The 26863-nt window shown below is 58.3% G+C and carries 19 protein-coding genes; 6 read left to right on the top strand and 13 right to left on the bottom strand.

Annotated features, from left to right (window positions below; all coding sequences use genetic code 11):
* Nucleotides 1-3: 3 nt before the first annotated feature.
* The 6 genes from D8779_RS00645 to leuC form a co-directional block, all read right to left on the bottom strand.
* Nucleotides 4-2838 carry a motility hub landmark protein FimV gene (locus tag D8779_RS00645; RefSeq protein WP_136662545.1) on the bottom strand — a complete coding sequence of 945 codons (2835 nt, stop codon included), beginning with the start codon at nucleotides 2836-2838 and terminating at the stop codon, nucleotides 4-6.
* A gap of 154 nt (nucleotides 2839-2992) precedes the next feature.
* Complete coding sequence (locus D8779_RS00650; RefSeq protein WP_136662546.1) at nucleotides 2993-4003, bottom strand: aspartate-semialdehyde dehydrogenase; 1011 nt, start codon at nucleotides 4001-4003, stop codon at nucleotides 2993-2995.
* A gap of 147 nt (nucleotides 4004-4150) precedes the next feature.
* The gene (gene asd, locus D8779_RS00655; protein ID WP_136662547.1) at nucleotides 4151-5263 is read right to left on the bottom strand and encodes an aspartate-semialdehyde dehydrogenase; all 1113 of its coding nucleotides are present in this window, start codon (nucleotides 5261-5263) and stop codon (nucleotides 4151-4153) included.
* Nucleotides 5264-5458: 195 nt separating this feature from the next.
* Complete coding sequence (leuB, locus tag D8779_RS00660) at nucleotides 5459-6541, bottom strand: 3-isopropylmalate dehydrogenase (RefSeq protein WP_136662548.1); 1083 nt, start codon at nucleotides 6539-6541, stop codon at nucleotides 5459-5461.
* A 113-nt stretch (nucleotides 6542-6654) separates the two neighbouring features.
* A complete protein-coding gene (gene leuD, locus D8779_RS00665; RefSeq protein ID WP_136662549.1) occupies nucleotides 6655-7302 on the bottom strand; it encodes a 3-isopropylmalate dehydratase small subunit in 648 nt (215 codons plus the stop codon).
* A gap of 10 nt (nucleotides 7303-7312) precedes the next feature.
* Entirely contained in the window at nucleotides 7313-8740 is a 1428-nt protein-coding gene (leuC, locus tag D8779_RS00670) for a 3-isopropylmalate dehydratase large subunit (RefSeq protein ID WP_136662550.1), read from the bottom strand.
* Nucleotides 8741-9055: 315 nt separating this feature from the next.
* Here leuC and D8779_RS00675 point away from each other — a divergent pair, with 315 nt between their 5' ends.
* Both D8779_RS00675 and D8779_RS00680 read left to right on the top strand, forming a co-directional pair.
* On the top strand, nucleotides 9056-9937 hold the full coding sequence (locus D8779_RS00675; RefSeq protein WP_136662551.1) for a LysR family transcriptional regulator: 882 nt from the start codon (nucleotides 9056-9058) through the stop codon (nucleotides 9935-9937).
* Between the two features lie 115 nt (nucleotides 9938-10052).
* Complete coding sequence (locus D8779_RS00680; RefSeq protein WP_136662552.1) at nucleotides 10053-13352, top strand: bifunctional diguanylate cyclase/phosphodiesterase; 3300 nt, start codon at nucleotides 10053-10055, stop codon at nucleotides 13350-13352.
* A gap of 46 nt (nucleotides 13353-13398) precedes the next feature.
* Here D8779_RS00680 and D8779_RS00685 read toward each other — a convergent pair whose 3' ends face one another.
* From D8779_RS00685 to recQ, 7 genes are all read right to left on the bottom strand, one after another.
* Nucleotides 13399-13689 (bottom strand): Rdx family protein, encoded by a 291-nt coding sequence (locus D8779_RS00685; RefSeq protein ID WP_136662553.1) that lies wholly within the window; start codon nucleotides 13687-13689, stop codon nucleotides 13399-13401.
* A gap of 111 nt (nucleotides 13690-13800) precedes the next feature.
* Nucleotides 13801-15843 (bottom strand): motility hub landmark protein FimV, encoded by a 2043-nt coding sequence (locus D8779_RS00690; protein WP_205895767.1) that lies wholly within the window; start codon nucleotides 15841-15843, stop codon nucleotides 13801-13803.
* A 260-nt stretch (nucleotides 15844-16103) separates the two neighbouring features.
* Nucleotides 16104-17507, bottom strand: a complete 1404-nt coding sequence (locus D8779_RS00695; protein WP_136662554.1) for a DHA2 family efflux MFS transporter permease subunit — start codon at nucleotides 17505-17507, stop codon at nucleotides 16104-16106.
* A complete protein-coding gene (locus tag D8779_RS00700; RefSeq protein ID WP_090248226.1) occupies nucleotides 17507-17941 on the bottom strand; it encodes a MarR family transcriptional regulator in 435 nt (144 codons plus the stop codon). The genes D8779_RS00695 and D8779_RS00700 overlap by 1 nt, the downstream gene beginning before the upstream one ends.
* A gap of 225 nt (nucleotides 17942-18166) precedes the next feature.
* Complete coding sequence (locus D8779_RS00710) at nucleotides 18167-19183, bottom strand: DUF2804 domain-containing protein (protein WP_136662556.1); 1017 nt, start codon at nucleotides 19181-19183, stop codon at nucleotides 18167-18169.
* A 161-nt stretch (nucleotides 19184-19344) separates the two neighbouring features.
* Entirely contained in the window at nucleotides 19345-20508 is a 1164-nt protein-coding gene (locus D8779_RS00715) for a GGDEF domain-containing protein (RefSeq protein WP_136662557.1), read from the bottom strand.
* Between the two features lie 88 nt (nucleotides 20509-20596).
* On the bottom strand, nucleotides 20597-22723 hold the full coding sequence (gene recQ, locus D8779_RS00720) for a DNA helicase RecQ (protein WP_136662558.1): 2127 nt from the start codon (nucleotides 22721-22723) through the stop codon (nucleotides 20597-20599).
* A gap of 164 nt (nucleotides 22724-22887) precedes the next feature.
* Here recQ and D8779_RS00725 point away from each other — a divergent pair, with 164 nt between their 5' ends.
* The 4 genes from D8779_RS00725 to lapD all read left to right on the top strand — a co-directional run bounded on the left by D8779_RS00725 (nucleotide 22888) and on the right by lapD (nucleotide 26626).
* Nucleotides 22888-23475, top strand: coding sequence for a UPF0149 family protein (locus tag D8779_RS00725; protein ID WP_136662559.1), 588 nt, complete (start codon nucleotides 22888-22890; stop codon nucleotides 23473-23475).
* A gap of 9 nt (nucleotides 23476-23484) precedes the next feature.
* Nucleotides 23485-23883 (top strand): YbaN family protein, encoded by a 399-nt coding sequence (locus D8779_RS00730; protein WP_136662560.1) that lies wholly within the window; start codon nucleotides 23485-23487, stop codon nucleotides 23881-23883.
* A gap of 91 nt (nucleotides 23884-23974) precedes the next feature.
* The gene (gene lapG / locus D8779_RS00735; RefSeq protein ID WP_136662561.1) at nucleotides 23975-24667 is read left to right on the top strand and encodes a cysteine protease LapG; all 693 of its coding nucleotides are present in this window, start codon (nucleotides 23975-23977) and stop codon (nucleotides 24665-24667) included.
* 9 nt (nucleotides 24668-24676) lie between these two features.
* Nucleotides 24677-26626, top strand: coding sequence for a cyclic di-GMP receptor LapD (lapD, locus tag D8779_RS00740; RefSeq protein WP_136662562.1), 1950 nt, complete (start codon nucleotides 24677-24679; stop codon nucleotides 26624-26626).
* Nucleotides 26627-26863: the final 237 nt, after the last annotated feature.

A 26863-nucleotide genomic window follows, 5' to 3' on the forward strand; every position in this document is an offset into this window, starting at 1 on the left:
GTATCAGACCAATTTAGCGATCAGCTCACGGGCTTCTTGTTGCTGACCTTCATTACCTTCGGTGACGACTTCATCGAGAATATCGCGAGCGCCTTCGGTATCGCCCATATCGATATAGGCACGGGCCAGATCAAGCTTGGTAGCCGTCTCATCGGTACCCGACAGGAAGTCGAAGTCATCATCATTGTCCAATGCGGCGCTGGACGCAGGGTTTACCGGAGCGGCTAGCTCGCTCGGCTCATCCATCGACAGCATGTCCAGCTCAGCACTGACTTCATCCAGTTGAGCAGCGAAGCTATCACTCGATGGCTGCGCAGGCGCTTCATCATTTAGGGCCAGGTCGAAATCAGCAGACAGATCAAAATCACCATCTGCTTGTTCATCCAGCGCATTAACTTCTGGCTCGGCTGCTACCGGAGCGACACGAGGTTCATCATCCAGGCTGAGCAAGAAATCATCTTCAGCAGCCGTAGCCGCTGGTGCCGGCGAATCGAGATCCAAACTGAAATCAGCCAAATCACCACTTAAATCCAGATCGTTATCGCTGCTCTCAGCAAGACTCAGGTCGAAACCCAAGTCATCATCCTTGCCATCGGCCTCTTCGATCGGCGAGCTGAAATCCAGATCGCTATCGAGCGACAGGCTGTCCAGATCATCCAGAGAAGCATTGCTGCTAGCAGCCTGCAGATCACGATCCAGCTCGGATTCGAGATCATCCAAGCTCAGGTCGAATGCATCATCCTGCTCATCTGCGGCCACGGCCGGGCTCGGCTCGTCCAGCGCTAAATCATCCAAGCTGAAGCTATCAAAGCTATCTTCGGTAGCCGCTGCAGCTAAACCTGCACTGGCCGCAACAGCCATGGCCGGATAGCGAGCCTTGATTTGATCAAGCTCAGCGGCACTGCCGCCAATCTCACGTAATTCATTATCCTGACGGGTGAAACCATTCCGATCGCCCATCTCGGCATAGACTTCCATCAGCTTCAAGCGTAGATCGCTGCGCTGCGGCTCGTCATTGATGGCCCCCTGCAGCAACTCAGCAGCTTGAGGGAAGCGGCCATAAGCAATGTAGATATCTGCCTCGCCCAACGCATCACCGGTTTGTGCAGTGACACGCTCTTCATTCGGCATATCGGCTTGCTGACCATCGAGGTCATCAGCCACGCCAGCAAAGCTGTCATCAGGCAGATCGAAGCCCCCACCCAAATCTGAAGAGTCGCTATCGGCGGCCATACTTTCCTGCAACTCTGCTTCTTTCAGCGCATTGCGGCGCGACAGCATCATCAGCGCAACCAGCAACAGCAACAGTGCCCCACCACCGGCGGCACCCAACAGCATCGGATTGGCCATCAAATCATCAAGCGTGCTGCTTTCAGTTTGTGGCTCGGCAACCACTGGCGCCTCAACAACCGGCGCGACGGGCGCTACCGGAGCTGGCTCAGGCGCTGCAACCGGGGCAGGTTCCTGCGCAACAGGTGCGACAGCCTCAGGCTGTACGGCTGGCTCTTCGCTGTAATTAAAATCAGTTTCACCTGTGGCCGCAGGCTCAGCTGGTACCACTGGAGCTGGTTCTACGACCGGTGCTGGTGGCGTAACCCCTTGAGCAGGCTCAGCCGGTGTCTCTACGGCAACCGGACTCTCAGAAGGTGCAGCGGCTGATATCGGCGCTTTGCTTTGTGCGGCCAGATCGGCCTGCAGCTTAGCCATCTGATCGTCTTTCAGCTGAATCAGGCGCTGTAATTTGTCGAGCTGGCTTTGCAGGTCGCCCATGCGGCCTTTCAACTCGTCATTTTCGCGACGGCTGGAGTCCAGGCTTTCCTGAGTCACGGCGAGCTTGTTAGTCAGCGCTTTGCTGTCGGCAGCACCTTTATCACTGCCAGCAGTGGCTTTACCGCTGTCAGCGGCAACCAGCTTCAAGCTATCGCCGGTTTCGACCTTGGCCGGAGCAGCGGCAGCGCTTGTACGCTTAGTCGCATCCAACTGACGGGCACTGGCAGCGACGCTGCGACCTTCACGCCACGCCGCATTTTGCTCAGCAACTTGAGCGATCGCTTCACCTTGGGAACGGCTCTTAACCTGCTGCTCATCAGGCAGACGCAGAACCTGACCGTTCTTCAAGCGGTTGATATTGCCGCCAATGAAGGCATCCGGATTCAAATCCTGAATCGCCAGCATGGCCTGGTGCACGCTGCCGCCTGCACTCGCACGCTGGGCAATTTCCCAGAGCGTATCGTTGGCAGTGGTTTTGTATTCATTGCCTTGCAGCGGCTTGGCTGCTGGGGCAGACGGTGCGACTGGTGCAGTAGGCGCGGCCGGGGAAGAAACTGGCTTAGTCGCAGCAGGCGCTGGGCGAGGAGCAGGCGCTTGTACACGCGGCGCAGGAGCTGATGCGGCTACAGGTAACTGCGCGGCAGCAGGCGTAACGCTCTGCGGGGTATAAAGCGGCGGATCAAGCAGCAGGGTGTATTCACGCAGCAAACGACCATTAGGCCATAGCACTTCCACCAGGAAGTTCAGATACGGCTCACGCATGGGTTTGTTGGAGGTGACCCGAATGACGCTTTTACCATTGGGTTTGAGCACCGGCGTGAATTTTAGATCCGTCAGAAAATACTGACGGTCTACGCCGGCCTTATTGAATGCTTCCGGGGTCGCCAAGGTCGGTATAACTTCATTGGAAGCCAGGTCACGCACCTCCAGCAACTCAATTTCAGCGACCAGCGGCTGATTGAGCGCCGACTGCAGAGTCACCTCACCCAGCCCCAGCGCGTGCGCCATACCGGATGACAGCGATGAAGCCGCTGCGATTGCCAGCACCAGTTTGCGAACCCGAACCATAGCGATATCCCTTGTTTTATCTTTTTTTCTCGACCAGCGAGAGGATCTTGAAAATTGCTGCCTGCTCCGTCCGAAGACGCAACCCCATCCAGCAATCAACTCAGCCAGTATTGCCAAGCTCGAAAGATTCTTCAAATTTCTAGGTAAGTATCTTTTACAGATAGTGTTTTATCAACAACTCGGCTAATTGCACAGCATTTAGCGCCGCGCCTTTTCGCACATTATCAGACGCAATCCACAAATTGAGTTCAGCTGGATCATCCAGACCGGCACGTACCCGACCAACATAGACCACATCCTGACCAACGGCATCGCCCACTGCAGTCGGATAATCATCCAACTCCACCCACTCCAAAGCGGGCGCGGCGTCCAGACTGGCATAGACCTGCTCAAGCTCAATCGCCGAAGCGGCTTGCAGCGAAACGCTCAGACTGTCGCCAAAAAAAACCGGGACCTGAATACAAGTCACCGCAACCTGCAAATCGGGTAATGCCAACAATTCCTTGAGTTCGCTGGCGATCTGCCGTTCCAGCGCAGCGTGCCCTGCACTGTCTGTCGGCTCGACTTGCGCCAGCAGGTTGAAGGCCATTTGACGATCAAACAACTGCGGTTCGAGTGCGCGACCATTGAGCAATTCAGCGGTTTGTCGCGCCAACTCGGACACCCCTTCGCGACCGCGACTGGACACCGCCAAACAGGCCGTCACAGTCACCCGCTGAATAGTCAGCTGTGCCGGCAACGCAGCCAATACGGCGGCCAACGCAATACCTGGAGCACTTGGACTGGTCAGTAGATAAGGCGCTTGTAGCCTCCCCAGCACCTCAGGGTTGACCTCAGGGATCACCCGCGGTGCTTGCGCAGCGGGTAGACCACTGGCCAGGTCAATCACGGCACAACCTGCCGCCGCAGCCTGAGCCGCATATTTTTGCGTCACTTTGCTGCCAGCCGCCAAGAACACCAGACGCACGCTGGTAAAGTCGAAGGTTTCTACATCGCGTACACGCAGGTTCTTGCCTTTGAAGGACAGGGATCGACCTGCCGACTCACCACTGGCCACCAGATGCAGGTTAGCCACGGGAAACTCGCGCTCTTCCAGCAGCTGCACCAAGGCTTCGCCAACGCTACCGGTGGCGCCGATTACGGCAATATCGAAGGTACGGATCATAACCAGGCTTCAGGCGAAATAAGCCCCGCACTGTATAGCCGAGCCTGCCAAATGCAAAGGAGCGGGCGGCTAAGCATTCGATTTAACTCGAACATCTAGCAACCCGCCCCTCGTTTTACTGCGCTAAAACACCTCAGTGCGGCGTCATTAACGCTCCAGCAGAATCCGCAGCATACGCCGCAGCGGCTCGGCGGCGCCCCACAACAACTGATCGCCAACGGTGAACGCGCCCAGGTACTGCGAGCCCATATTGAGCTTGCGCAGACGCCCCACCGGTACACTCAAGGTGCCAGTCACAGCAGTCGGCCCCAGCTCGCGGATACTCGCTTCACGCTGATTCGGCACCAACTTGACCCAAGGGTTGTGCTGGCTGATCAGGCCTTCAATGTCCGACAGCGGCACATCTTTGTTCAGCTTGATGGTCAGCGCCTGGCTGTGGCAACGCATGGCGCCGATACGCACGCACAAGCCGTCAACGGGGATCGGGTTTTTGAAGCGACCGAGGATCTTGTTGGTTTCCGCCTGGGCCTTCCACTCTTCACGGCTCTGACCGTTCGGCAGCTCCTTGTCGATATAAGGAATCAGACTGCCCGCAAGCGGAACGCCGAAGTTGTCGACCGGGAAGGCATCGCCGCGCATGGCTTCGGCGACTTTGCGATCGATGTCGAGAATGGCACTGGCCGGGTCAGCCAGCTCATCCGCTACTGAGCCGTGGATCGCGCCCATTTGCTTGATCAGCTCACGCATATTCTGCGCACCGGCGCCCGAGGCCGCCTGATAGGTCATGGCGCTCATCCACTCGACCAAACCGGCTTCGTACAGACCGCCCAAGGCCATCAGCATCAAGCTGACGGTGCAGTTGCCGCCGATGTAGTTCTTGGTGCCGGCATCCAGCTGCTGATCGATCACCTTGCGGTTAACCGGATCAAGCACGATGACCGAACTGTCTTCCATACGCAGCGACGAGGCCGCATCAATCCAGTAGCCCTGCCAGCCCGCTTCACGCAGTTTGGGGAACACTTCATTGGTGTAGTCGCCACCCTGACAAGTCAGGATCACGTCGAGGCTTTTCAGCTCGTCAATGCTGTAGGCGTCCTTCAATGGCGCCGTTTCCTTGCCAATGGCCGGGCCTTGGCCGCCGACATTGGAGGTAGTGAAGAACACAGGCTCGATCAAGTCGAAATCCTGCTCTTCCAGCATGCGCTGCATCAGCACGGAACCGACCATGCCACGCCAACCGACTAGACCTACACGTTTCATAACCACTACACCTATATAAGCTGACCGTCGGAACCGTCCGGCGTGCCAGGAAGATTACCAGGCTGCTGAAAAACTACCTACGTTGCCATCACTGCGTTAAAAACAGGCTCAAATGTTCATTTACAGCTCGTAAACTCCGCTTTTCGCCTGTTTTTGCCTTGTGCTGGCTGCCTCGCCAACCTTTCCAGCGGCCTGTTACAGACTGCGCAGCGCCTCGACTACCGCATCACCCATTGCTGCCGTACCGACCTTGGTCGTGCCGGCGCTATGGATATCACCGGTGCGCAGGCCCTGATCCAGCACCTTGCTCACAGCCAGCTCGATGGCATCGGCGGCAACGGTCTGGTTGAAGCTGTAACGCAGCATCATCGACACCGACAGAATGGTCGCCAACGGGTTGGCAATGCCCTGCCCGGCGATGTCCGGCGCGCTGCCGTGGCACGGCTCGTACATGCCTTTGTTATTGGCATCCAAGGATGCGGACGGCAGCATGCCGATGGAACCGGTGAGCATGGAAGCTTCATCCGACAGAATGTCGCCAAACATGTTGTCGGTGACCATTACATCGAACTGCTTGGGCGCACGCACCAACTGCATCGCGGCGTTGTCGACGTACATATGGCTGAGCTCCACATCCGGGTAGTCCTTGGCCACTTCGATGACCACGGCGCGCCAGAGTTGGCTGGAGGCCAGTACGTTGGCTTTGTCTACCGAGCAGAGCTTCTTGCCGCGCACACGGGCCATGTCGAAACCAACACGGGCGATACGGCGGATTTCACTCTCGCTGTACGGCAGGGTGTCGTAGGCCATGCGCTCGCCGTTTTCCAGCACTTTGCTCTCACGCGGGCTGCCGAAGTAGATGCCGCCGGTCAGCTCACGCACGATAAGGATGTCCAAGCCAGCGACGATTTCGCGCTTAAGGCTGGAAGCATCGGCCAGTTGTGGATAGAGAATTGCCGGACGCAGGTTGCCGAACAGGCCCAGCTGCGAACGGATTTTCAGCAGGCCGCGCTCCGGGCGAATGGCCGGATCAATCGCATCCCATTTCGGGCCGCCTACGGCACCGAGCAGAATGGCATCGGCAGCCTGGGCGCGGACCAGGGTTTCGTCGGCCAGCGGCACGCCGTAACGGTCGATGGCCGCGCCACCGAGGTCGTCGAAGCTCAGCTCGAAACCCAGGTTGTACTTGTCGTTGGCCAGGTTCAGCACCTTGACCGCTTCGGCCATGATTTCTGGGCCGATACCGTCACCGGGGAGAATCAGAATCTGCTTGCTCATCACATCTCTCAAATTTTCGGAGGGTGGATCGGGACGCGTAGTTGACGCTGTTTTCATCCACCGAAACTAAGCAAGGTGGATGAATAAAACGTCATCCACCCTAGCCTCATGTATTACTTGATTGCGCCGAACAGCCAAGGGCTGCGCTGCTGATAAGTCGTTTCAAAGGTTTTGATCGCATCACTGTCCTGCAGGGTCAGGCCGATATCGTCCAACCCATTGAGCAGGCAGTGCTTACGGAACGCATCAACCTCGAAGCTGTACTGCACGCCATCGGCACGGGTCACGGTTTGCGCAGCCAGGTCGACAGTCAGCTGGTAGCCAACAGTGGCTTCGGCCTGCTGGAACAGTGCGTCGACTTCGTCTTCCTTGAGGATGATCGGCAGCAGGCCGTTCTTGAAGCTGTTGTTGTAGAAAATATCGGCAAAGCTGGTGGCGATGATGGCGCGAAAACCGTATTCCTCAAGCGCCCAAGGCGCATGTTCACGAGATGAGCCGCAACCGAAGTTCTCCCGCGCCAGCAGCACGCTGGCGCCCTGATAACGCGGGAAATTCAGTACGAACTCCTGGTTCACCGGGCGCTTGGAGTTGTCCTGATTGGGCTGGCCGATATCGTGATAACGCCACTCATCGAACAGGTTCGGGCCGAAGCCTGAGCGCTTGATCGATTTCAAGAACTGCTTAGGGATGATCTGGTCGGTGTCGACGTTGGCGCGATCCAAGGGAGCGACCAGGCCGGTATGTTGAGTAAAAGCTTTCATAGTAGAGTCCTCAGGCCTGGATCAATTCGCGCACATCGATAAAACGGCCGGTCACGGCGGCCGCGGCAGCCATGGCTGGGCTGACCAGATGGGTACGCCCACCAGCGCCCTGACGGCCTTCGAAGTTACGGTTGGAGGTGGAGGCGCAATGCTCGCCGCTGCCGAGTTTGTCTGGGTTCATCGCCAGGCACATGGAGCAGCCCGGCTCACGCCACTCAAAACCGGCCTCGATAAAGATTTTGTCCAGCCCTTCGGACTCAGCCTGAGCTTTAACCAGCCCGGAGCCCGGCACCACCATGGCCTGTTTGATGGTCGCGGCCACTTTGCGGCCTTTGGCCACTTCAGCGGCAGCACGAAGATCTTCGATACGCGAGTTGGTGCAGGAACCGATAAACACGCGATCAAGCTGGATATCAGTGATCGCCTGATTAGCCTGCAGGCCCATGTACTTCAAGGCGCGAATGATCGAGTCTTTCTTCACCGGGTCGTTTTCAACCGCCGGGTCCGGCACATTCTGATCGACGGCCAAGACCATTTCTGGCGACGTGCCCCAGCTAACCTGCGGCTTGATGTCTTCGGCGCGCAACTCAACCACGGTGTCGAACACCGCATCGGCGTCGGACACCAAATCCCGCCACTGCGCCACGGCCTGGGTCCAATCCTCACCTTTCGGGGAAAACGGACGGCCTTCAACGTAAGCGATGGTTTTTTCATCCACCGCCACCAGGCCGACGCGCGCACCTGCTTCGATGGACATGTTGCAGATGGTCATGCGCCCTTCCAGCGACAGCTCACGAATGGCGCTGCCGGCGAACTCCAGGGCGTGGCCATTACCGCCAGCGGTGCCGATCTTGCCGATGATGGCCAGCACGATGTCTTTGGCGGTAACACCAAACGGCAGCGTGCCTTCGACCAACACCTGCATGTTCTTCATTTTTTTCGCCACCAGGCACTGGGTCGCCAGTACATGCTCGACTTCCGAGGTGCCGATGCCGTGGGCCAACGCACCGAAGGCGCCGTGGGTGGAGGTGTGCGAATCGCCGCAAACCACAGTCATGCCCGGCAAGGTAGCGCCCTGCTCCGGGCCAACCACGTGGACGATGCCTTGGCGAATGTCATTCATCTTGAATTCGAGAATACCGAAGGCATCGCAGTTCTCGTCTAGGGTTTGCACCTGAATGCGCGACACTTCATCGGCAATGGCTTCCAGGCCGCCCTGACGTTCGGCCTTGGTGGTCGGTACGTTGTGATCGGGGGTGGCGATGTTGGCATCGATGCGCCACGGCTTACGGCTGGCCAGACGCAAACCCTCAAAGGCCTGCGGCGAGGTCACTTCGTGGAGGATATGACGGTCGATGTAGATCAGCGACGAACCATCGTCACGGCGCTTCACTTCGTGCATTTCCCAGAGTTTGTCGTAGAGCGTTTTGCCGGCCATCAGCTTTCCCTCATCAGCGTCTTTCAGGCACCTCTAAAACTACCTGCGTTGCCATCGCTGCGTTAGAAGCAGACTCAGAATGCTCATTTACACCACGTAAACTCCGCTTCTTCGCCTGCTTTTGCCTTGCGCTGGCTGCCTCGCCTACGTTTTAAGAAGTGCCCTTTCTATACCTGGGCAAATAGCCCTTTGGCTTATGGGGTAATCCTATGGGCTTGAGATCAATTACTCAAATTCATATTTTTCATCCAAAGGATTCCCAAAAGGAATATAAGTAAGCGTGCACAACGCCCAACCACTATCAGGACCAGCCGCATGGACCTCGCCACCCTGAATGCTTTTATCGCCATCGCCGAGCTCGGCAGCTTTTCTGAGGCAGCGGAACGCCTATACCTGACCCAACCTGCGGTGAGTAAGCGTATTGCCAGCCTGGAACAGCAGCTCAATGTACGCCTGTTCGATCGCCTGGGCCGTGAAGTTAGCCTGACCGAGGCCGGCCGCGCCCTGCTGCCACGGGCCTATCAGATTCTCAATGTGCTGGATGATACGCGCCGTGCGCTGACCAACCTGAACGGCGAGATCAGCGGTCGCTTAACCCTGGCCACCAGCCATCATATTGGCCTACACCGCTTGCCGCCGCTGCTGCGCGCCTTTACCCGCGCCCACCCGCAGGTAGCACTGGACATCCAGTTTCTTGATTCTGAAGTGGCTTATGAGGAGGTGTTGCATGGTCGCGCCGAACTGGCCGTCATCACCCTGGCCCCAGAAACCCGCAGGCCGGTACATGCCGTGCCCGTTTGGGACGACCCACTGGATTTTGTTGCCGCCCCCGAGCACCCATTAGCCCGCAGTGGCACGGTCAGCCTGGTCGATGTGGCTCATCATCCGGCGGTATTTCCCGGCGGCAACACCTTTACCCACCATATTGTGCGACGCCTGTTCGAAGCTCAGGGGTTAACCCCCAACATCGCCATGAGCACCAATTACCTAGAGACCATCAAAATGATGGTGTCGATTGGCCTGGCCTGGAGCGTACTGCCGCGCACCATGCTCGATGAGCAGGTGGCACGCCTACCGTTACCCGGCATCCAGCTAACCCGCCAGCTGGGCTACATCACCCATACCGAACGCACCCTGTCGAATGCCGCGCGGGCCTTTATGAACCTACTCGATACCCAACGTGATGACCTTGCATAGGCCTGGGCCTAAGGGCTAACGTGGGCTCATAACGATAAGAAAGGTTTCTGCATGACTCAGCCCAGTTGCTTAGCCAACGACCACGAAACCCACGCATGTAAAGGAAGAGTTGTTAGTGGCTAAACCCAGTGATCGCCGTCCACCCCTGCCCTTTATTCCGGCACTCGATCCTGCCGAATTTGAAAGCACTTGGAACGATGCCCCGCGCTTATTGCGTGCGCTCAACGGCGCCAAACTGGGCACCTGGTATTGGGACATCGAAAGCGGTCGAGTCAGCTGGTCGCGCGGGGCGCAAGCCTTGTTCGGCTTGGATCCCAAGCAACCTCTGCAACAACGCATCGACTATATCGAGCTGATTCCAGAAGAGGATCGCCCTGAGGTATTGCGCCTGTTCGAACGGCTGTTGGCGGGCAACCCAACCGACCGGGCATTCCGCCACCGCATCTATTGGCCCGATGGCAGCCTGCATTGGCTAGAAATCAGCGGCAGCTTGCAACAGGACGCCGACGGCAAGCAGCGGGTAATGGGCGTAATCCGCGATATCAGCAACCAGCAATCGCGCGAACAAGCCTTGCGCAGCAGCGAAGAAAAATTCGCTCAGGCTTTCCATTACAGCCCCGACGCCGTGGTGATAACCGATAAGGCCAGTGGCCGCTTTCTCGAGGTCAATGCCGGTTTCGAGCGCCAGTTCGGCTGGAGCAGCGAGGAAACCCTCGGCCGTACGTCCCTCGAAATGGGCATCTGGTCATGCTTAAAAGACCGCCAGCGAATGATCGACGCAGCCAAGAGCAATAGCCTCAGCGGCTTGGAAGTCCTGCTCTACCACCGTGACGGCAGCATCCGCAGAAACCAGCTATTTGGCGGTGAAATACTTCTGGAAGGCCTTCCCTGCCTGGTGCTGTCGCTGCGCGACATCACCCAGCAACGCCAACAGGAACAAGCCCTACTTGATAGCCAGGAGCGCCTTAACCTGGCTCTGGACTCCGCGGACCTTGGCACCTGGGACTGGCACATCCCCAGCAACATGCTGTTCGGCTCCGCCCGCGCCTCAAAGTTGCACGGTTTGGCAGAGGAACCCTTTCATGACGACTTCCGCAAATTCTTCAGTTTTGTCCCAATGGAAGATCGCCATGCCATGCGTAAGCACTTCAATAACCTGGCACGGGGGCTTACCGAGGAATACCAAGTCACCTACCGGGCGGTGTATGGCAACAAGGAGGTGCACTACCTGGAAAGCACCGCCAAGCTTTATCGCGACGCCGACGGCAAACCAGAGCGCATGGCCGGCATTCTTATTGATATCAGCGAGCGCGTTCGCCGCGAACAGAGTTTAGCCGCCTCGGAAGCCAAGTTCGCCAGCCTGTTTCAGGCCAGCCCCGACCCCATCGCCCTTACTACTCTGCCTCACGGCCTCACGCTGGAAATCAACGCAAGCTTCAGTCAGACCTTTGGCTGGCAGCCAGAAGAAGTGGTCGGGCGCAGAATGACCGACATAGATTTGTGGGCCGACAGACAGCAACGCAATCGTCTAGCCGGGAAACTTAAACGCGAACAATTACTGGACAACGAGATCGCGGACTACCGCGATAAGAGTGGCCAGATCATCACCTGCGTCGTTTCATCGCGTGTTGTGTTGGTCAGCAATCAGCGCTGCATCCTTACCACTTTCCGCGATATCAGCGAGCGACAAAAAGCGCAGACCGAGCTGCAAGCCAGCCAGGAGAAATTTGCGCTGGCGTTCCACTCAAGCCCAGATGCCATCACCATCACCGAGCGTGATAGCGCACGCTATATCGAAGTCAACGAGGGCTTTAGCCGCCTAACCGGTTACACCTCCGAGGAGGTGATTGGTCGCAGCGCCAAGGATCTCGATGTTTGGGCCGACCTCGCTGAGCGCGAGCTGATGGTGGAAAAACTGAAGCGCGACGGTCACGTCTACCATATGGAGATGCACGGCAAGCACCGCGATGGCACGGTCAAACTGGTCGAGGTCTCGGTGGAAGCTATCGAGCTCAATAAGACGCCCTGCCTGCTACTCACCGCCCGTGATATCAGCGAGCTGAAAAATGCTCAGGCCCAAGTGCAGCACCTGGCTTACCACGACTCACTGACTAACCTGCCCAATCGTGCGCTACTGCTTGACCGCCTGACTCAACAGATATCCCTACTTAAGCGCCACGAGCTGCGCGGCGCCTTGCTGTTTATCGATCTCGACCACTTCAAGCATATCAACGACTCACTTGGCCACCCGGTGGGTGATGCCGTGCTCAAGCTTGTGACTGCACGGCTGGAAGCCAGCGTGCGCCAGGAAGATACGGTGGCACGTCTGGGCGGCGACGAATTTGTCGTACTGATTTCCGGCCTCGAAGGCAAGCGCGCGACCGTCGTGCAACACGTGCGTGCCGTGGCCGAGAAGCTGCGCCAACTGCTGGCTGAACCCATGCTGCTCGACGGCCACCAACTGCAAGTCACCCCGAGTATCGGCATCGCCCTGATTCCTGACCATGGCGACACCCCGGCCGATCTGCTGAAACGCGCTGATATCGCCCTGTACCGCGCCAAAGATTCAGGGCGCAATACCATCCAATTGTTTCGCAATACCATGCAAAAGGCCGCCAGCGAACGCCTGCGTATGGAAAACGACCTGCGCCTCGCCCTTGCCCGAGGTGAGTTCGAGCTGTACTTCCAACCCCAGGTGGATGCACGCAATAACCAGATTATTGGCGCAGAAGCGCTGTTGCGCTGGATGCACCCAACATTGGGAACACAATCGCCTGCGCTGTTTATTCATATTCTCGAAGAAAGTGGGCTCATTCTCGAAGTGGGCGGCTGGGTGCTCGCCGAAGCCTGCCATGCCTGCGCCCAACTCCTGCAACAGCACCTGGTCGACGTCACTCAGTTCAGCCTGTGCGTAAACATCAGCCCTCGGCAGTTCCGCCAGCATGACTTTGTCGAACGCGTTGAAAGCAGCCTGGCCAGCAGCCAGTTACCAGCCACGATGCTCAAGCTGGAAATCACCGAAGGCATCGTGATTCAAAACATTGACGACACCATCGCCAAAATGAATCGCCTCAAACGCCTCGGCGTGACGTTCGCCATGGATGACTTCGGCACCGGTTACAGCTCACTGACCTACCTCAAGCGTCTGCCGGTGGATGTATTGAAGATTGATCAGTCCTTCGTACGCGACGCTACTCAGGATGCCAACGACGCCGAGATTATCCGCGCCATCGTCGCCATGGCGCGCAGCTTGGGGCTGGAGATAATTGCCGAGGGGGTTGAGCAGACTGATCAGCTGGCATTTCTCCAGCAACAAGGCTGCCACCATTACCAAGGCTACCTATTCAGCAAACCAGTACCACTGGAACAATTTCGCCAATTGCTGCATGACAACCGCATGATCGCACCTCTTTAATAACCAAGCCCGTTAGGTTCCCTGCCCCAGCAGGAGTTAACCCCGCTCAGCTATTAGGCCGGTCGTTATGACCCAGACCCCTTGCGGGATCGATTTGGTCACGCACGCGCTGCTTGAGTACTTTGGCCTCGGGAAAACCTCCGTCGGCTTTGCGCTCCCATATCTGTACAGCATCGCAGGTGATACGAAACACGCCGCCAGTGCCGGGTTCAAGGCTGACCCGAGATAGATCATCACTGAAGGTCGACAACAACTCCTGGGCCAACCAGGCAGCGCGCAGCAACCACTGGCACTGGGTGCAATAGGTAATAACTACTTCGACTTTGCGGCTGGGCATTGAGGTGCTCATAACTGATGAAAAATCGATGATAACGCGCGCCTCGCCCCTTTCGGCTAACAAAAACGCCCGCGACCAATGGCACGCGGGCGTTTTTGTTAGCCTATTAAATCAGGCGATTTTAGCCAGCAGCTGGCGGGCCGCCTGTATCTGCTGTTCATCACCCTCATTAATCACCTCATTGAGGATTTCGCAGGCACTGTCCAAACTGCCCTGCTCGATATAGGCCAGCGCCATGTTCAGCTTGGAGAGGTTATCGCGGCTGCCGGCAAGCTGATCGAGATCATCCAGCAATGCCACATTGAACTCGTCACCATCCCAATCGCCATGAGGTGTTTCCTCCACCAGCATGGAGGCGGCAAACGGGCTGCGCGCGTCACGACTGCCCGACACGTCAAAGATGTCCGCACCCTTGCGTTTAGCTGCAGCATCGCTCCGGGCCTCATCCGCCGACTTTTTCTGCGTAGCCGGGGCAAAAGGGCTGACTAGATCCCAGTCAGCGTCTAGGGACATGTCATCCAGATTGAGCTGACCGTCATTGGCGGCGCTCTCAAATGGCTGCTCTTCGACTTCATCAAGTTGCAGCACCACATCCTCAAGCAGACTGCTGGGCGGCGCACTGAACAACCCGGCGTGCCGTGCCTTCAGCTCGTCGATACGCGCCGGGTTAAAGCCGGATGCGCGCACCCGCGCCTCGTGTGCAGCAAAGCCGTGGGCATCACCCAATAAAGCCAGCACTTCAAGTAGCCGAAAACCAATATCACTGCGTTGCGGCTGCGCCTCCCAGGCCTTGCGCAAGGTGCTTGCAGCCTCGCTCAGGCGACCATAAGCGATGTACACATTAGCGCTTTGCAGGGCATCTTCACCCGCTGCGGGCCACACTGGCCCGCTACGCGGCACGTCACGCACAGCGGGGGTAACCGGGTCCGCTGGGACGATAAGCGGAACACTTTGCGCCTTAGGCGTGACGGCTACAGGTACGGTGGCGGCCGTTACAGGTGCGGGCTTGAGCAGTTTTCTGCCACGCCAGAGTAAGCCCGCCACACCGGCCAATAACAGCGTTAACAGGCCGGCGATAATCGCCAGCCAACGGTTGTCAGTGTCGCCTGTAGCCGGTGATTTTTCTGTGTTTAATACAGGGGCAGGCGCCGTGTTGGCTTCAACATTCGCACGGCGAGCTGCCAACTCGGCTTGCAACCCAGCAATCTGCTGATCCCTGGCGTCCATCTGCTCTTGTAACTGCTGCACCTGCAACCCCAGCTGCGCGAGGCTTTGTTGCAACTGCAAGGTCTCTGCGGTCTGGCTGGCCAGCTCTTGCTCGACGCGAAGCTGTTCCTGAAGCAACAACTCAGCCTCCCGACCGGTCGGCAGTTCAGGACTCGCCACTGCTGCCACTTCAGGAGGTGTCGCAACTTGCACGTCCGCTACCGCTGCAGCCGGTTCGGCCATTACAGAGCCGACGCTATCGGGCAATAACAATTGCGCACCGGCACGCAGGCGATTGATGTCGCCATTAATAAAGGCTTGGGGGTTCAACGCATGGATGTCATTCATCAGTGCGTGGGGGGCAACCTGCCCTTCAGCGGCACTCAGGCGAGTAGCAATTTTCCACAGGCTGTCACCGCTAATGACGGTGTAGCGCTGACCCTGTTGCGCCGCCGGCATTACTGCCGGGCGTGCACGCTCGACGGGCACTGCACGCGACTTGGCTTGCACAACTGCGCCAGCAGGCGCGGCCAGGCTACGATAGGCCGCAGAGCTGGGGGGATCCAACAGCACCGTGTACTCGCGGTATAGCTGACCATTGGGACGTGCCACTTCGACGATAAAGTTCAGGTAAGGCTCGCGTACCGGCTGAGTAGATACCACGCGAATCACACTTTTTCCGCCACGCAGCAACGGAGTGAAACGCAGGTCATTGAAGAAATACAGCCGATCAACCCCGGATCGGCTGAATACCTCAGCTGGAGCGAGGCGCACGCGCATATCGGCGTCGCTCAGATCGCCCACATCAAATAATTCGATTTCGGCATCCAGCGGCTGACTGAGCGCCGAATGCAAGGTGATTTCGCCCAGGCCAAGGGCTGGAACCAGCCCCGAATAAAGGGCCGACCCAGAAGCCAGACCGATCAGTAGTTGACGAACCTTTGCCATAAAAACACTCCCGGTGAATCCGCCTCCTGCCCTCGCCACTACAGGTATACAACGTGCGCTTCCTGCGCTTGCGAGAGTTCTTAAAGACGGCAAATGTTGCCTTGGGAAGCACGCTCCATGTTTAACCCGGCTGGGGCATGACCTTGGGGGCGGCGAACTGCATACAAAAAACCAGCGCTGTTCGGCAAAAACACAGCGTATGAACCAGCATAGGCTTTCAGTCAAGAAAATGACAACACCGTCACACTGTCATGCAGCTGTCAGCGTCTCGCTGACTTGACGCCCCACGCTGCGAATAGCGTGACAGCGAACACCCCCGCCACGAGCCAGAAGCTTTGTTTGAAGGCCAGCATCTCAGCCCACTGGTCGCCGCCTTCAGCGCTGTGTCGCCATTCCAGAAAGAAGGTCAGCAAATTCACCCCAAATGCGCCACCCAGTTGCCGCACAAAGGTGATAGCGCCCGCGCCCTGAGCCAACTCATCGGGGCTGAGGATATCCAGCGAACCGGTGCTCAATGCTGGCAGAAGGACCCCCAAGCCAATACGCCCGACGCTGGCCCAAAAACACAAGACGAGGAATGAGGCACCCGAATCGACCCAGGCCAACCCCGCTGCCGACAATGCAAAAATAAGCAGACCAGCACTCAGCAGCACGGCCGCAGATAACCGATCACTGAGCCAGCCGCCGAGAAAGGACGCCATGCCCATCAACAACCCGGCCGGCAACAACAGCATCCCTGAACGTCCGGCGCTAAAACCTTCGACAGTCTGCAGATACAGCGGTATGAGGTAGGTCGAACCATACAGCCCCAGCCCCAAAGTCAACGCGACCCAACTGGCACTGCGAAACCCGGCATGCCGCCACAAGGCAAGCGGTAGTAAAGGGTGAGCGGCGCGGCGACTGCGCAGCACAAACGCGGTACCGGTCAGTAGTGCTGCAGCACCTGGCAACCAGACACGGGGGGCATTCCAAGCAAAGCGTTGCGCTTCAGCCAAAAAGCCTAACGCGGCGAATATCGCCACACAGAGCAGAGCAAACGCCGGAATATCCAGGCGCGGTGTGCTGCGCTCACGCTCACTGGGCAACAACCACTGCCCCGCGAGCAGGGCCAGCAGGCACATCGGCAGCGGCATCCAGAAGATCGACGGCCAACCAAAATGATCAACCAGATAACCGCCAATCCCAGGCCCCAGCGACGGCGCCAGCATTACCCCCAGGCCGTACATGCCCAATGCCATACCGCGGCCGCCGTCAGCGAATACGCGAAAGATCAATACCATGGCCAACGGCTGCACAAGCCCAGCGCACAAGCCCTGCACGATGCGCAGCGCGATCAGCTGCCAGGCGGCGTCAGCCACCAGCGCCAACAGTGAACTTAGGATAAACAGCAGCAGGCCGAATTGCGCCGTACGCCGCGCGCCAAAACGCGCCTGAGCCCAGGCGGCCAACAGCAAGCCGGCGGTCATAGCCGCAAGAAACCCGGTGGACAACCACTGCGCCAGCGGCCGGCCGATGGAGAAATCCACCATGATTGCCGGCAACGCGACATTGATACTGGTAGAGGCCAGCACCATGGCCATGCTGCCAACCATCAGCAACGCCAGCAGCCACTGGGGGTAACGCGGACCGAAGCGTTGCTGCAGGGCCTGCAGGTCGTCACGCATTAGCGCTTTTCCAGGTTACTCAATACCTGGGCGTGGACCTTCTGGCAGCGGCGCAATTCATCTTCATCGATACCGGCGAACACTTCCTGGCGCAGTTGCGCGGAGATCGCTTCGATCTTTTCAATCAGCGGACGGGCCTGTGGGCTGAGGGCAATCTTCTTCGCGCGACGGTCTTCCGGTACTGCCTGACGGCTCACCAAGCCCTGGGCTTCCAGGCTGTCGAGCAGGCGCGCCAGGGTCGGCCCTTCAACGCCGACGCTCTGCGCCAATTCGCGCTGGGTCGGCAATTCGGCAAAGCGCCCCAGGTGCAGCAGCACCAACCAGCGCGCTTGGGACAGGCCCAGGCCGACCAGGCGACGATCCAGTTCGGCGCGCCAGGCGCGTGAGAGTTGGGCAACTTGCATGGCAAAACGGTGTTGATCGGTATGCGACATGGACGACGGCTCTTAACTATAAAAAACTAATTATTAGCCAGCTAACCATAACCCTTTTAGCGAGGCAAGCCTGCAAAAGGCCTAGCGAGTCGTTGAAACGTAGGCGAGGCCGGCAAGACAAGGCAAAAACAGGCGAGGAAGCGGAGTTTACTGGTGTAAATGAGCATTCCGAGCCTGTTTTTAACGCAGTATTGCCAACGCAGGTAGTTTTCAACGGCCTGCTAGTCACCACTTTACATACTGATCTTCGACAAAGCCCCACAGGTTGTCGATGCGCACTTCGGGCCGGCCAGTCGGGCGCAGCACGCCGCTGAACTGGCCGAAAATCTGTTTGAAGTTGCTCGCCAGCAGCCCCACGTTCAGCCGTTCCTTGTGCAGGCCACGGCCCTCGAAACGCAGCTCCACCTGGCCGTCATAGGAGTTTATCAACCAGGGCTGCAGCGGCTGATCGCGATCAAAGTCAAACCGCACCGTATCGACCTTGAGCAGTTCACCGTCTAGCCAGAAACAGTTTTCGGTAAAGCTGCTTTCATTGACCCCGCAGGACAGGTTCAGCCCGACCCGCTGCTCACCTGCCTGACCAGAGAGGCAGGCCCAGTTCCAGTGCGTTTCCGGCCGCATATAACCGGCCGACCAGTCGTGGTGAGCGAATGCACCTATCTGCGTCAGATCGAAATCCCCCAGCGCGCTGCGTACCTGCCCGGTACAACGCACTCCCGCCACTTTCTGCGCATAGACCCAGCCATTGATGCCCGCCTGCGTGTTAATGCACATCGGTTGAAAAGCAGGCTCTGCCTCGGAGAAACAGGCCTCGATATGGGTGCCGTCATCCAGTTCCACCAGCAGGCGTTTTTCCTTCGATGCGGCACTGTTTTCCAGGCGCAGCAGGTTGCCGCCACTGCGCAGCTCGCACACACCCTGATCGGGCGTCTGCGAAAACTGGCTGCCAAAGCCCAACGGCAGCTTGAATTGACGCTCAATCATCCGTCCGCTAGCGGGATGAAACAGGTAGACAAAGCCCACGCCCAACAGGCTGAGATTGGCCAGCGCACAGCCGCCAATCAGCTCATCACTGATCAACCCGAAATACTGAAATTGATGGAAACGCCGCCACTTGGCCAACGCACCCAGCTTGCGCCCCATGGGCGAGCGAAAATCAAAATCACGGTAATTGACCAGCCCCGGCGCGGCGGGAAAGATGCCGTAGTGTGGTTGACCGTTGGCCTGAATCAATCGATCCATGGGGCTCTGTACTCAAAGGAAACTTCAGCGATGCTAGCACCGCCGCTAGCGCGCCAGCATTCACCGCACACGCCAAGCGCAGCGGCAAAATCGGCCACACGCACTGCAGCGTCTGTTTTTAATGCAGCAGGGCCCAGGCGCAGCAGATCGTAAACAGAGTCTCAGGCCACAACCTGATTACGGCCAAACGCCTTGGCTTCGTAGAGCGCACGGTCCGCATGCTCGTAGAGCTGCGCCAGCGCACCGCCTTCGCCGGGCTGAATGCAGGCGATACCAATCGACATGGTTAACATGCTCGCGGTGTCGGAACCGGCATGCTCGATATTCAACGTTTGCAGGGTCTGGCGCAGCGCTTCGGCGTGATGCCGAGCTTCGTGTTCACCGATGTCATAAAGCAACACGGCAAACTCTTCGCCACCCAGGCGCACAGCCATATCCAATGGCCGCCGCGCCGCATCCTGCAACAGGCTGCCAAGACGCTGCAGCACGTTGTCGCCAGCCTGATGCCCGTAATGGTCGTTGTAAGCCTTGAAGTGGTCGACATCACACAGCAGCAGCGCCAGGCAATGCTGCTCGCGCTGGGCCTGGCGCCACAGACGCTCGAACTGGCGGTTGAAGCTGCGACGGTTATGCAAGCCGGTCAGGCTGTCGTGATCAGCCAGCACACGCATTAACCGGCTGATTAAAAAGTGCTCACGGGACTTGAACTCCAGCAGGTAACAACCCACCGCGCCCATCAGGTTGCCGAACAGCAGAAACAGGGTGTTATTGATCATCCGTGGCACCGGCACACTGGCCACCAGCAGTTCGACGCAGACGTAGACCAGCAGCACCAGCAAGGAGCAGCACAACGCTTCGATCAGACGTAGACCCGCCAGAAAGTAGGCAGCCATACAGACCAGCAACAACCCCTCATAGGGGTAACTGGGATCAACACGGTGGGCAATGCCAACCACAAAGGACGCCGCCGCGCCCAGCGCCAACAGGCTGACCAGACTCAACGGCTGCAACAGGTGAACGTGCTTGCGCTGAATCAGCAGCCCGCCGAACAGACACAGCAACAATAAAACGGCAAGGCGGATGGCCAGCATCCACCACACCTCGGGCGCCTTGATCAGCACGAAATCGAACCCGGCAAAGGCCAGCCACACCAGAATGCCCACGCTCAAGGCAATACGCTTCAGCTCGAAGGTATCGTGGCTCAGGTAGTCACGGTATTCCTGCTCCAGCGGCCGGGAGAAACGCAACAGGCGAAACCCCAAGGCGAGCTGGTCGGCGTAGGGGCTGGGGCGAACATCATCAAGCCAGGCATGGGGAAGCGGCACCGTAACCTCTGCAGCAAAATGGCTGAAATCACCTTAGCCGCTCACACTCAGCGCCACAAGCCGAACCCATTGCGGGCAAGGTCATTACTCAGGCTTCGAATTCCGCCTGCAGGGCTGCGCGCACGCAATGCAGAATGCCCAGCTCAACCCGACCCGTAAATTGCTCGCTAATGGCGGCTACCGGCGGTAGCTCACCTTCGCCATCCAGAAACGCATCCTGAATTTCACCGAGCAATACCTCGGGCACATCCAGCGCCTGTTCCAGAGACAGCTGCTGACGGCCTATGGCTTCCGCCAGCAGGCTGTAGACATTCTTCTCGCTGCAATTGAGTTGCGCGGCAATTTGTACGGGGGTCATACCGGCGCGGGCTAGACTGACCAGCTCGTGGCGCAGGTCAACCACCGCACGCGGAGCATCATCTGCCGCACCCAACACAGCCAGAAACGCTTCGCCGTAACGCTCCAGCTTGCGTGCGCCCACACCACTGACCTGGGCCATTTCTGCCAGGGTGCTGGGCGTGCTTCGCAGCATCTCCAGCAAGGTGGCATCCGGGAAGATCACATACGGCGGTACGCCATGTTCCTCGGCCAATTTGCGCCGCAAGGCTCGCAGAGCCTCCCACTGACCGCGCTCTTCGCCGCGCACCAGTTGACTGGCAGCGCTGCTAGAGGCCTTGGCGCTCTGCTGCGGTTTGAGATCACGACGAAGCTGCAGGCTGACCTCACCTTTGAGCAACGGTCGGCAACTGTCGGCCAAACGCAGCCCTCCGAAGCCTTCGAGGTCAACATCGACCAAGCCGCGCGCCACCAATTGACGGAACATCGAACGCCACTCGCCTTCGGCAAACGCCTTGCCAATACCAAATACCGTCAAATGCTGATGGCCAACGGTGCGCATTTTGTCGTTGTCGCGGCCGAGCAACACATCCACCAAATGCCCCACGCCGTAGCGCTGGCCGGTGCGGTAAATTGCCGACAGCGCCTGCCGGGCCGGCTCAGTGGCATCCCAGGTTTGCACACCATCCATGCAGTTATCGCAGTGCCCGCAAGGTTGCGGCATGTCTTCATCAAAGTAGGCCAGCAGCGACTGACGCCGGCAGCGGGTTTCTTCACACAGCGCCAGCATGGCGTCGAGCTTGTGTTGCTCGACGCGCTTATGCCGCTCATCACCCTCAGAGTTGTTAAGCATCTGCTTGAGGAAAATTACATCTTGCAGGCCGTAGGCCATCCAGGCATCGGCAGGCAAGCCGTCACGGCCGGCGCGCCCCGTCTCCTGGTAATAGGCCTCTAACGACTTGGGCAGGTCGAGGTGAGCGACAAAGCGTACGTTGGGCTTGTCGATGCCCATACCGAAGGCGATCGTCGCGACCATGATCAAGCCTTCCTCATTGAGAAAGCGCTTCTGATTGAATGCGCGCAAGTCACTGGGCAGGCCGGCGTGGTATGGCAAGGCTGGAAAACCCTGATCGGAGAGAAAAGCGGCGACCTCTTCGACCTTTTTACGCGACAGGCAGTAAACGATGCCTGCATCACCTTTACGCGCCGCCAAAAAACTCAGCAACTGCTTGCGTGGCTGCTCTTTGGGTACGATGCGGTAAAAAATGTTCGGCCGGTCGAAACTCGATAGAAAACGCTCGGCATCTTGTAAATGCAGACGTTGAACGATTTCTTCACGGGTGCGCATGTCCGCCGTGGCGGTCAGTGCAATACGAGGGACGTTGGGGAATAGCTCGGCAAGCTGGCCCAGCTGCAAGTATTCGGGACGAAAATCATGCCCCCACTGCGACACGCAATGCGCTTCGTCGATGGCAAACAGGGCGATTTCGAGGCTCTGCAGAAAGCTCAACATACGCGGCTGCACCAGCCGTTCAGGCGCAAGATAGAGCATCTTGATCTCGCCACGGCGAATGCGCTCGGCGATCTCGCGCTGCTCATCATTGCTCAACGTGGAGTTCAGCGCCGCGGCTGCCACGCCTAGCTCATCGAGGGTCGCGACCTGATCGTCCATCAACGCAATCAGCGGCGACACCACCACCGCTAAACCCTCGCGCAACAGAGCCGGCACTTGAAAACACAGCGATTTACCGCCGCCGGTGGGCATCAGCACCAGCGCATCACCGCCACTGGCCACGCGCTCAATAATCGCACCCTGACGGCCACGGAAGCTGTCGTAGCCAAATACGTCTTTGAGGATGCGTTGCGCGCGCTCGAGCATGAAAGGTCTCCAAAACAAGCCGCGCATTATACGCAAGTGCCGGATGGGCACGCGCACCCTGGCGGAGTTTGTTCCGTTTTCATCACCGAGGGCCTGCGGCTATGGCCGCTCAGGCCGCTCTAGACTAGAATCCAGCCTCGTTTACTTCTTCAAGGTAGCCCCCGATGTCCTTCGCCGAGCAACTCTCCCGCCTGCAAGCCTTCCTCGATGCCGATGAGCTGCATGATGAGGCACTGGACTACATCGCCGCCCACGGCTACCTCACCGCCCTGTCGATCTGCCCGGAGCAAGTGCCGGCGCGCGAATGGATTGATGCGCTGTTCTCCGAACCGCCGCATTACCGCAGTGATGCCGAGCGCGAAGAGATCGAGGCCACCTTGATCCAGCTGCAAAGCCATATTGCCCGTCAGCTGGCCAGTGACGATGAACCGGAAGTGCCGTGTGAACTCGACCTGGGCGATGAGCCGGACGATTCCGACATGCGCGGCTGGTGCATCGGCTTTATGGAGGGGGTGTTCCTGCGCGAAGCCGTTTGGTTCGATGACGCCGAAGATGAAGTCAGCGAACTGCTGCTGCCGATCATGGTCGGTTCCGGTCTGTTTGACGATCAACCCGAGTTCTCGGAAATCGCCAGCGACCGTGACCTGGTTGACAGCATGGTCGAGCAGATCCCGGAACTGCTGACTGCGTTGTTCCTGCTGTGCAATGCCCCGGAAGAAAAGCCAGCATTGCTGAAGCCTCGCCAGCACTAAGCACGCGCCATGGCGCGTGATATCCAGCTGCAGCGCAACCCAGCCATTCGCTACGCACTTCTGGCCATTGGCTGGCTGAGCGTGGTGCTGGGTGTGATTGGCATCTTTCTCCCGGTATTACCTACCACACCCTTTTTGTTGCTGGCCGCGGCCTGCTTTATGCGCAGCTCGAAACGCTTCTACCTGTGGTTGATCAACCACCGCCGGCTTGGCCCATGGATTGTTGACTACCTCGACGGCCAAGGCATTCCGCTTAAAGGCAAGGTCTACGCCATCAGCCTGATGTGGCTAAGCATTAGCCTCTCGTGTTACTTGGTACCCCTGTTCTGGGCCAGAGCCTTTATGCTGACCAGCGCGGTGCTGGTCAGCCTGTATATCCTCAGGCAAAAAACGCGGGTCGCCCCCTAAGCAACACATCGACCGATATTCGACATATTCAGCGCGGCAAAAAACAGCAGCAGCACCTAGACTTTCTCAATCCCCGGCAGAGGCGCGGTACATGTCACCCCGTCAGCTTATTCAAGGATGGTCCAAGCGCCTCAACCGAGCGTTGCTGGGCGCCTGCATCCTGCTGATAGGCCTGGCTAGCGCCCTCGCCAATTGGGACTTCGGCGTTATCCTGCAAAAGGCCGAAAGTCGCTACGGCAATCTCGGCGCGGCCAAGCCACGCATTCAGGCTTGGGAGGCGCAAATCAAAGCCAGCAGCACCAGCAGCGAAATTGACAAGCTCACTGAGGTCAATCGCTTCTTCAATCGGCAGATCCGCTTTTCCGACGACATAAAAATCTGGAAACAGAACGATTACTGGGCCACGCCCATCGAGATGCTGGTCAAGGGCGAAGGCGATTGCGAAGACTACTCCATCGCCAAATACTTCACCCTGCGCCGCCTCGGCATCCCCAGTGAAAAGCTGCGCATCACTTACGTCAAAGCCCTCAACTACAACCAGGCGCACATGGTGCTGACGTACTACGCCAGCCCCAGCGCCGAGCCGCTGGTCCTGGACAACCTGATCAACGTGATCAAACCGGCGTCGCAGCGCCGTGACCTGTTGCCGGTCTATGCATTCAATGCCGAAGGACTTTATCTGCCAGGTTCCAACAGCAAAAAGAGTGATTCTAAAAAGCTCTCACGCTGGCAGGACCTGTTGAAGAAAATGCGCACGGAGGGCTTCGCCATCGGCGAAGGCTAGGAGGAACCTATGTCTTTACTCAAGCAACTATTTCTCGCCATCTGCCTGTTCTTGGTAGTGGCCTTTACCGGCAGTTTTATCGCTGGGGTGGAAAGCTCACGCGAACAACTGCTCAGCCAACTGCGCTCGCACGCGCAAGACGCTGCGACTGCACTGGGTCTGTCGATGACGCCGCATGCGGACGATCCGGCGATGATCGAGTTGATGGTCAGCTCGATCTTTGACAGCGGTTATTTCAACAGCATCCGCGTAGTGCGCATTCCCGGCGATGAAGTGATCATCGAACGACGCAGCGGCGACTCCACCACTGAAAATGTTCCGCTGTGGTTCAGCGAGCTGGTGGACCTGCAACCCCAAGGCGGCGATGCGCTGATCATGCGGGGCTGGGAGCAAGCCGCGCGCGTCGAAGTGCTGAGCAATCCGCAGTTCGCCCTGGCCAAACTCTGGGACAGCGCCATCGGCAGTTTGCTCTGGCTGCTGCTCTGCGGCTTGGTCAGTGCGGTGCTCGGCGGCTGGTTACTGCGCACCCAACTGCGCCCGCTCGACAACATGGTGCAGCAGGCTCAGGCCATTACTCGCCGCGAATTCCTTACCCTGCCTACAGTGCCGCGCACCCCAGAACTCAAGCGCGTGGTCACCGCCATGAATCAGATGGTGGAAAAACTGAAAACCTTGTTCGCCGAGGAAGCCGCACGCAGCGAGAAACTGCGTGAAGAAGCCTACCAGGACAGCATCACCGGCCTGGCCAACCGCCGCCTATTTGATATCCGCTTGACTCATCAACTGGCCGCCCACGAACAAAATGCCGAGGGTTATCTGGTCCTATTGCGGGTCAACGATCTCGGCGGCCTCAACCAGCGCCTCGGCGGCCAGAAAACCGACGCGCTGATTGCCGCCATCGGTGAGCTACTCAAGCGACTGCTCAACCAACCTGACCGCTCAGATTGGTTGGCCTCACGTAGCCGTGGCGGCGAATTCAGCCTATTGGTGCCGGGCATTGGCAGTGAAGAAGTCGAACTGCTCGCCGGTGAACTGCACAGCGGCCTGGAAAATCTGCGCCAGACCGGTGCCAGCGACTGTACGCCCGTGGCGCATCTGGGCATTGCCGCCTTCCGCCCCGGCGAAGAGCCCAGCCAGGTTATCAGCCGCGCCGACCAGGCCCTGGCGCAAGCACAAAATGACCCTAGCCGAGACTGGGTGCGCCTGGATGATTACAACGCCCAACCGGGCCAGGGCCTACATGATTGGCGGATATGGATCGACGATGCCCTGAACCTGCGCAAGTTGCAGCTGTACTTCCAACCGGTCACGCGATGCGCTGACCGCAACCAGCTGCTGCATCACAAAGTACTGGCCCGCCTGCTGGACCCGCAGGGCGAAGCCATTGCAGCAGGTCGCTTCCTACCCTGGATCGAACGCCTGGGCTGGACCGCACGCTTTGACCTGGCCATGCTCGAACACAGCCTGGCGCATCTCAGTCAGCATGCAGCGCCACTGGCATTGAGCCTGTCGGCAGCCACCCTGCGTGACACTGAAGCGCTCAAGCGCATCTTGGATATTCTCAAGCAGCATCCCCTGCAAGCCAGCCTACTAACTCTGGAAGTGGACGAACGTCACCTGCCGCCCGCCGCCGAACTGGAAGCACTCAGCCAGAGCATTCGTGACACCGGCTTCAGCCTCGGCCTGCAACACTTTGGTGGCCGTTTCAGCCTGATCGGCAACCTAACTCACTTAGGCCTGGCTTACTTGAAGCTTGATGGCACCTACATCCGCGCCATTGATTTAGAAAGCGATAAGCGCATGTTTATTGAGGCGGTATTCCGCGCCACCAACAGCATTGATTTGCCATTGATTGCCGAAATGGTGGAAACCGAAGGTGAGCTGAGCGTACTCAAAGATCTGGGGTTCTATGGCGCTATGGGCCGTCTGCTCGGCGCGCCTATGCCCTGGCAAGACTGACCTCTCAGGCATTCCCAGGAACGGACCAGGCCCGTAGAACAGAGTTTTTCTGCTCAGAGCCTAGGGTCGTAGCCCGGATGTAGTCCGGGGAAACGTCGAGGATCATCCCCCCGGATTGCACCCTGGCTATACGAGCAATCGCGATCAGGCGTAGGGTGGATGACGCTTCACCCATCCACCAACAGCGACCTTATGGTGGATGAAAAGAGCGCCATCCACCCTACAGCTCCGGCATTT

The organism is Pseudomonas leptonychotis (genome assembly GCF_004920405.1).
In the GTDB taxonomy this organism is placed as follows: Bacteria; Pseudomonadota; Gammaproteobacteria; order Pseudomonadales; family Pseudomonadaceae; genus Aquipseudomonas; species Aquipseudomonas leptonychotis.

Excerpts from the sequence above, each read along its gene's own strand:
- recQ (WP_136662558.1), bottom strand. The coding sequence starts at position 22,723 with ATGCTCGAGCGCGCGCAACGCATCCTCAAAGACGTATTTGGCTACGAC.
- D8779_RS00710 (WP_136662556.1), bottom strand. The coding sequence starts at position 19,183 with ATGGATCGATTGATTCAGGCCAACGGTCAACCACACTACGGCATCTTT.
- asd (WP_136662547.1), bottom strand. The coding sequence starts at position 5,263 with ATGAAACGTGTAGGTCTAGTCGGTTGGCGTGGCATGGTCGGTTCCGTG.
- D8779_RS00730 (WP_136662560.1), top strand. The coding sequence starts at position 23,485 with ATGGCGCGTGATATCCAGCTGCAGCGCAACCCAGCCATTCGCTACGCA.
- D8779_RS00685 (WP_136662553.1), bottom strand. The coding sequence starts at position 13,689 with ATGCCCAGCCGCAAAGTCGAAGTAGTTATTACCTATTGCACCCAGTGC.
- D8779_RS00645 (WP_136662545.1), bottom strand. The coding sequence starts at position 2,838 with ATGGTTCGGGTTCGCAAACTGGTGCTGGCAATCGCAGCGGCTTCATCG.
- leuB (WP_136662548.1), bottom strand. The coding sequence starts at position 6,541 with ATGAGCAAGCAGATTCTGATTCTCCCCGGTGACGGTATCGGCCCAGAA.
- D8779_RS00695 (WP_136662554.1), bottom strand. The coding sequence starts at position 17,507 with ATGCGTGACGACCTGCAGGCCCTGCAGCAACGCTTCGGTCCGCGTTAC.
- D8779_RS00650 (WP_136662546.1), bottom strand. The coding sequence starts at position 4,003 with ATGATCCGTACCTTCGATATTGCCGTAATCGGCGCCACCGGTAGCGTT.
- leuD (WP_136662549.1), bottom strand. The coding sequence starts at position 7,302 with ATGAAAGCTTTTACTCAACATACCGGCCTGGTCGCTCCCTTGGATCGC.
- lapD (WP_136662562.1), top strand. The coding sequence starts at position 24,677 with ATGTCTTTACTCAAGCAACTATTTCTCGCCATCTGCCTGTTCTTGGTA.
- D8779_RS00700 (WP_090248226.1), bottom strand. The coding sequence starts at position 17,941 with ATGTCGCATACCGATCAACACCGTTTTGCCATGCAAGTTGCCCAACTC.
- D8779_RS00725 (WP_136662559.1), top strand. The coding sequence starts at position 22,888 with ATGTCCTTCGCCGAGCAACTCTCCCGCCTGCAAGCCTTCCTCGATGCC.
- leuC (WP_136662550.1), bottom strand. The coding sequence starts at position 8,740 with ATGGCCGGCAAAACGCTCTACGACAAACTCTGGGAAATGCACGAAGTG.
- D8779_RS00690 (WP_205895767.1), bottom strand. The coding sequence starts at position 15,843 with ATGGCAAAGGTTCGTCAACTACTGATCGGTCTGGCTTCTGGGTCGGCC.
- D8779_RS00675 (WP_136662551.1), top strand. The coding sequence starts at position 9,056 with ATGGACCTCGCCACCCTGAATGCTTTTATCGCCATCGCCGAGCTCGGC.
- lapG (WP_136662561.1), top strand. The coding sequence starts at position 23,975 with ATGTCACCCCGTCAGCTTATTCAAGGATGGTCCAAGCGCCTCAACCGA.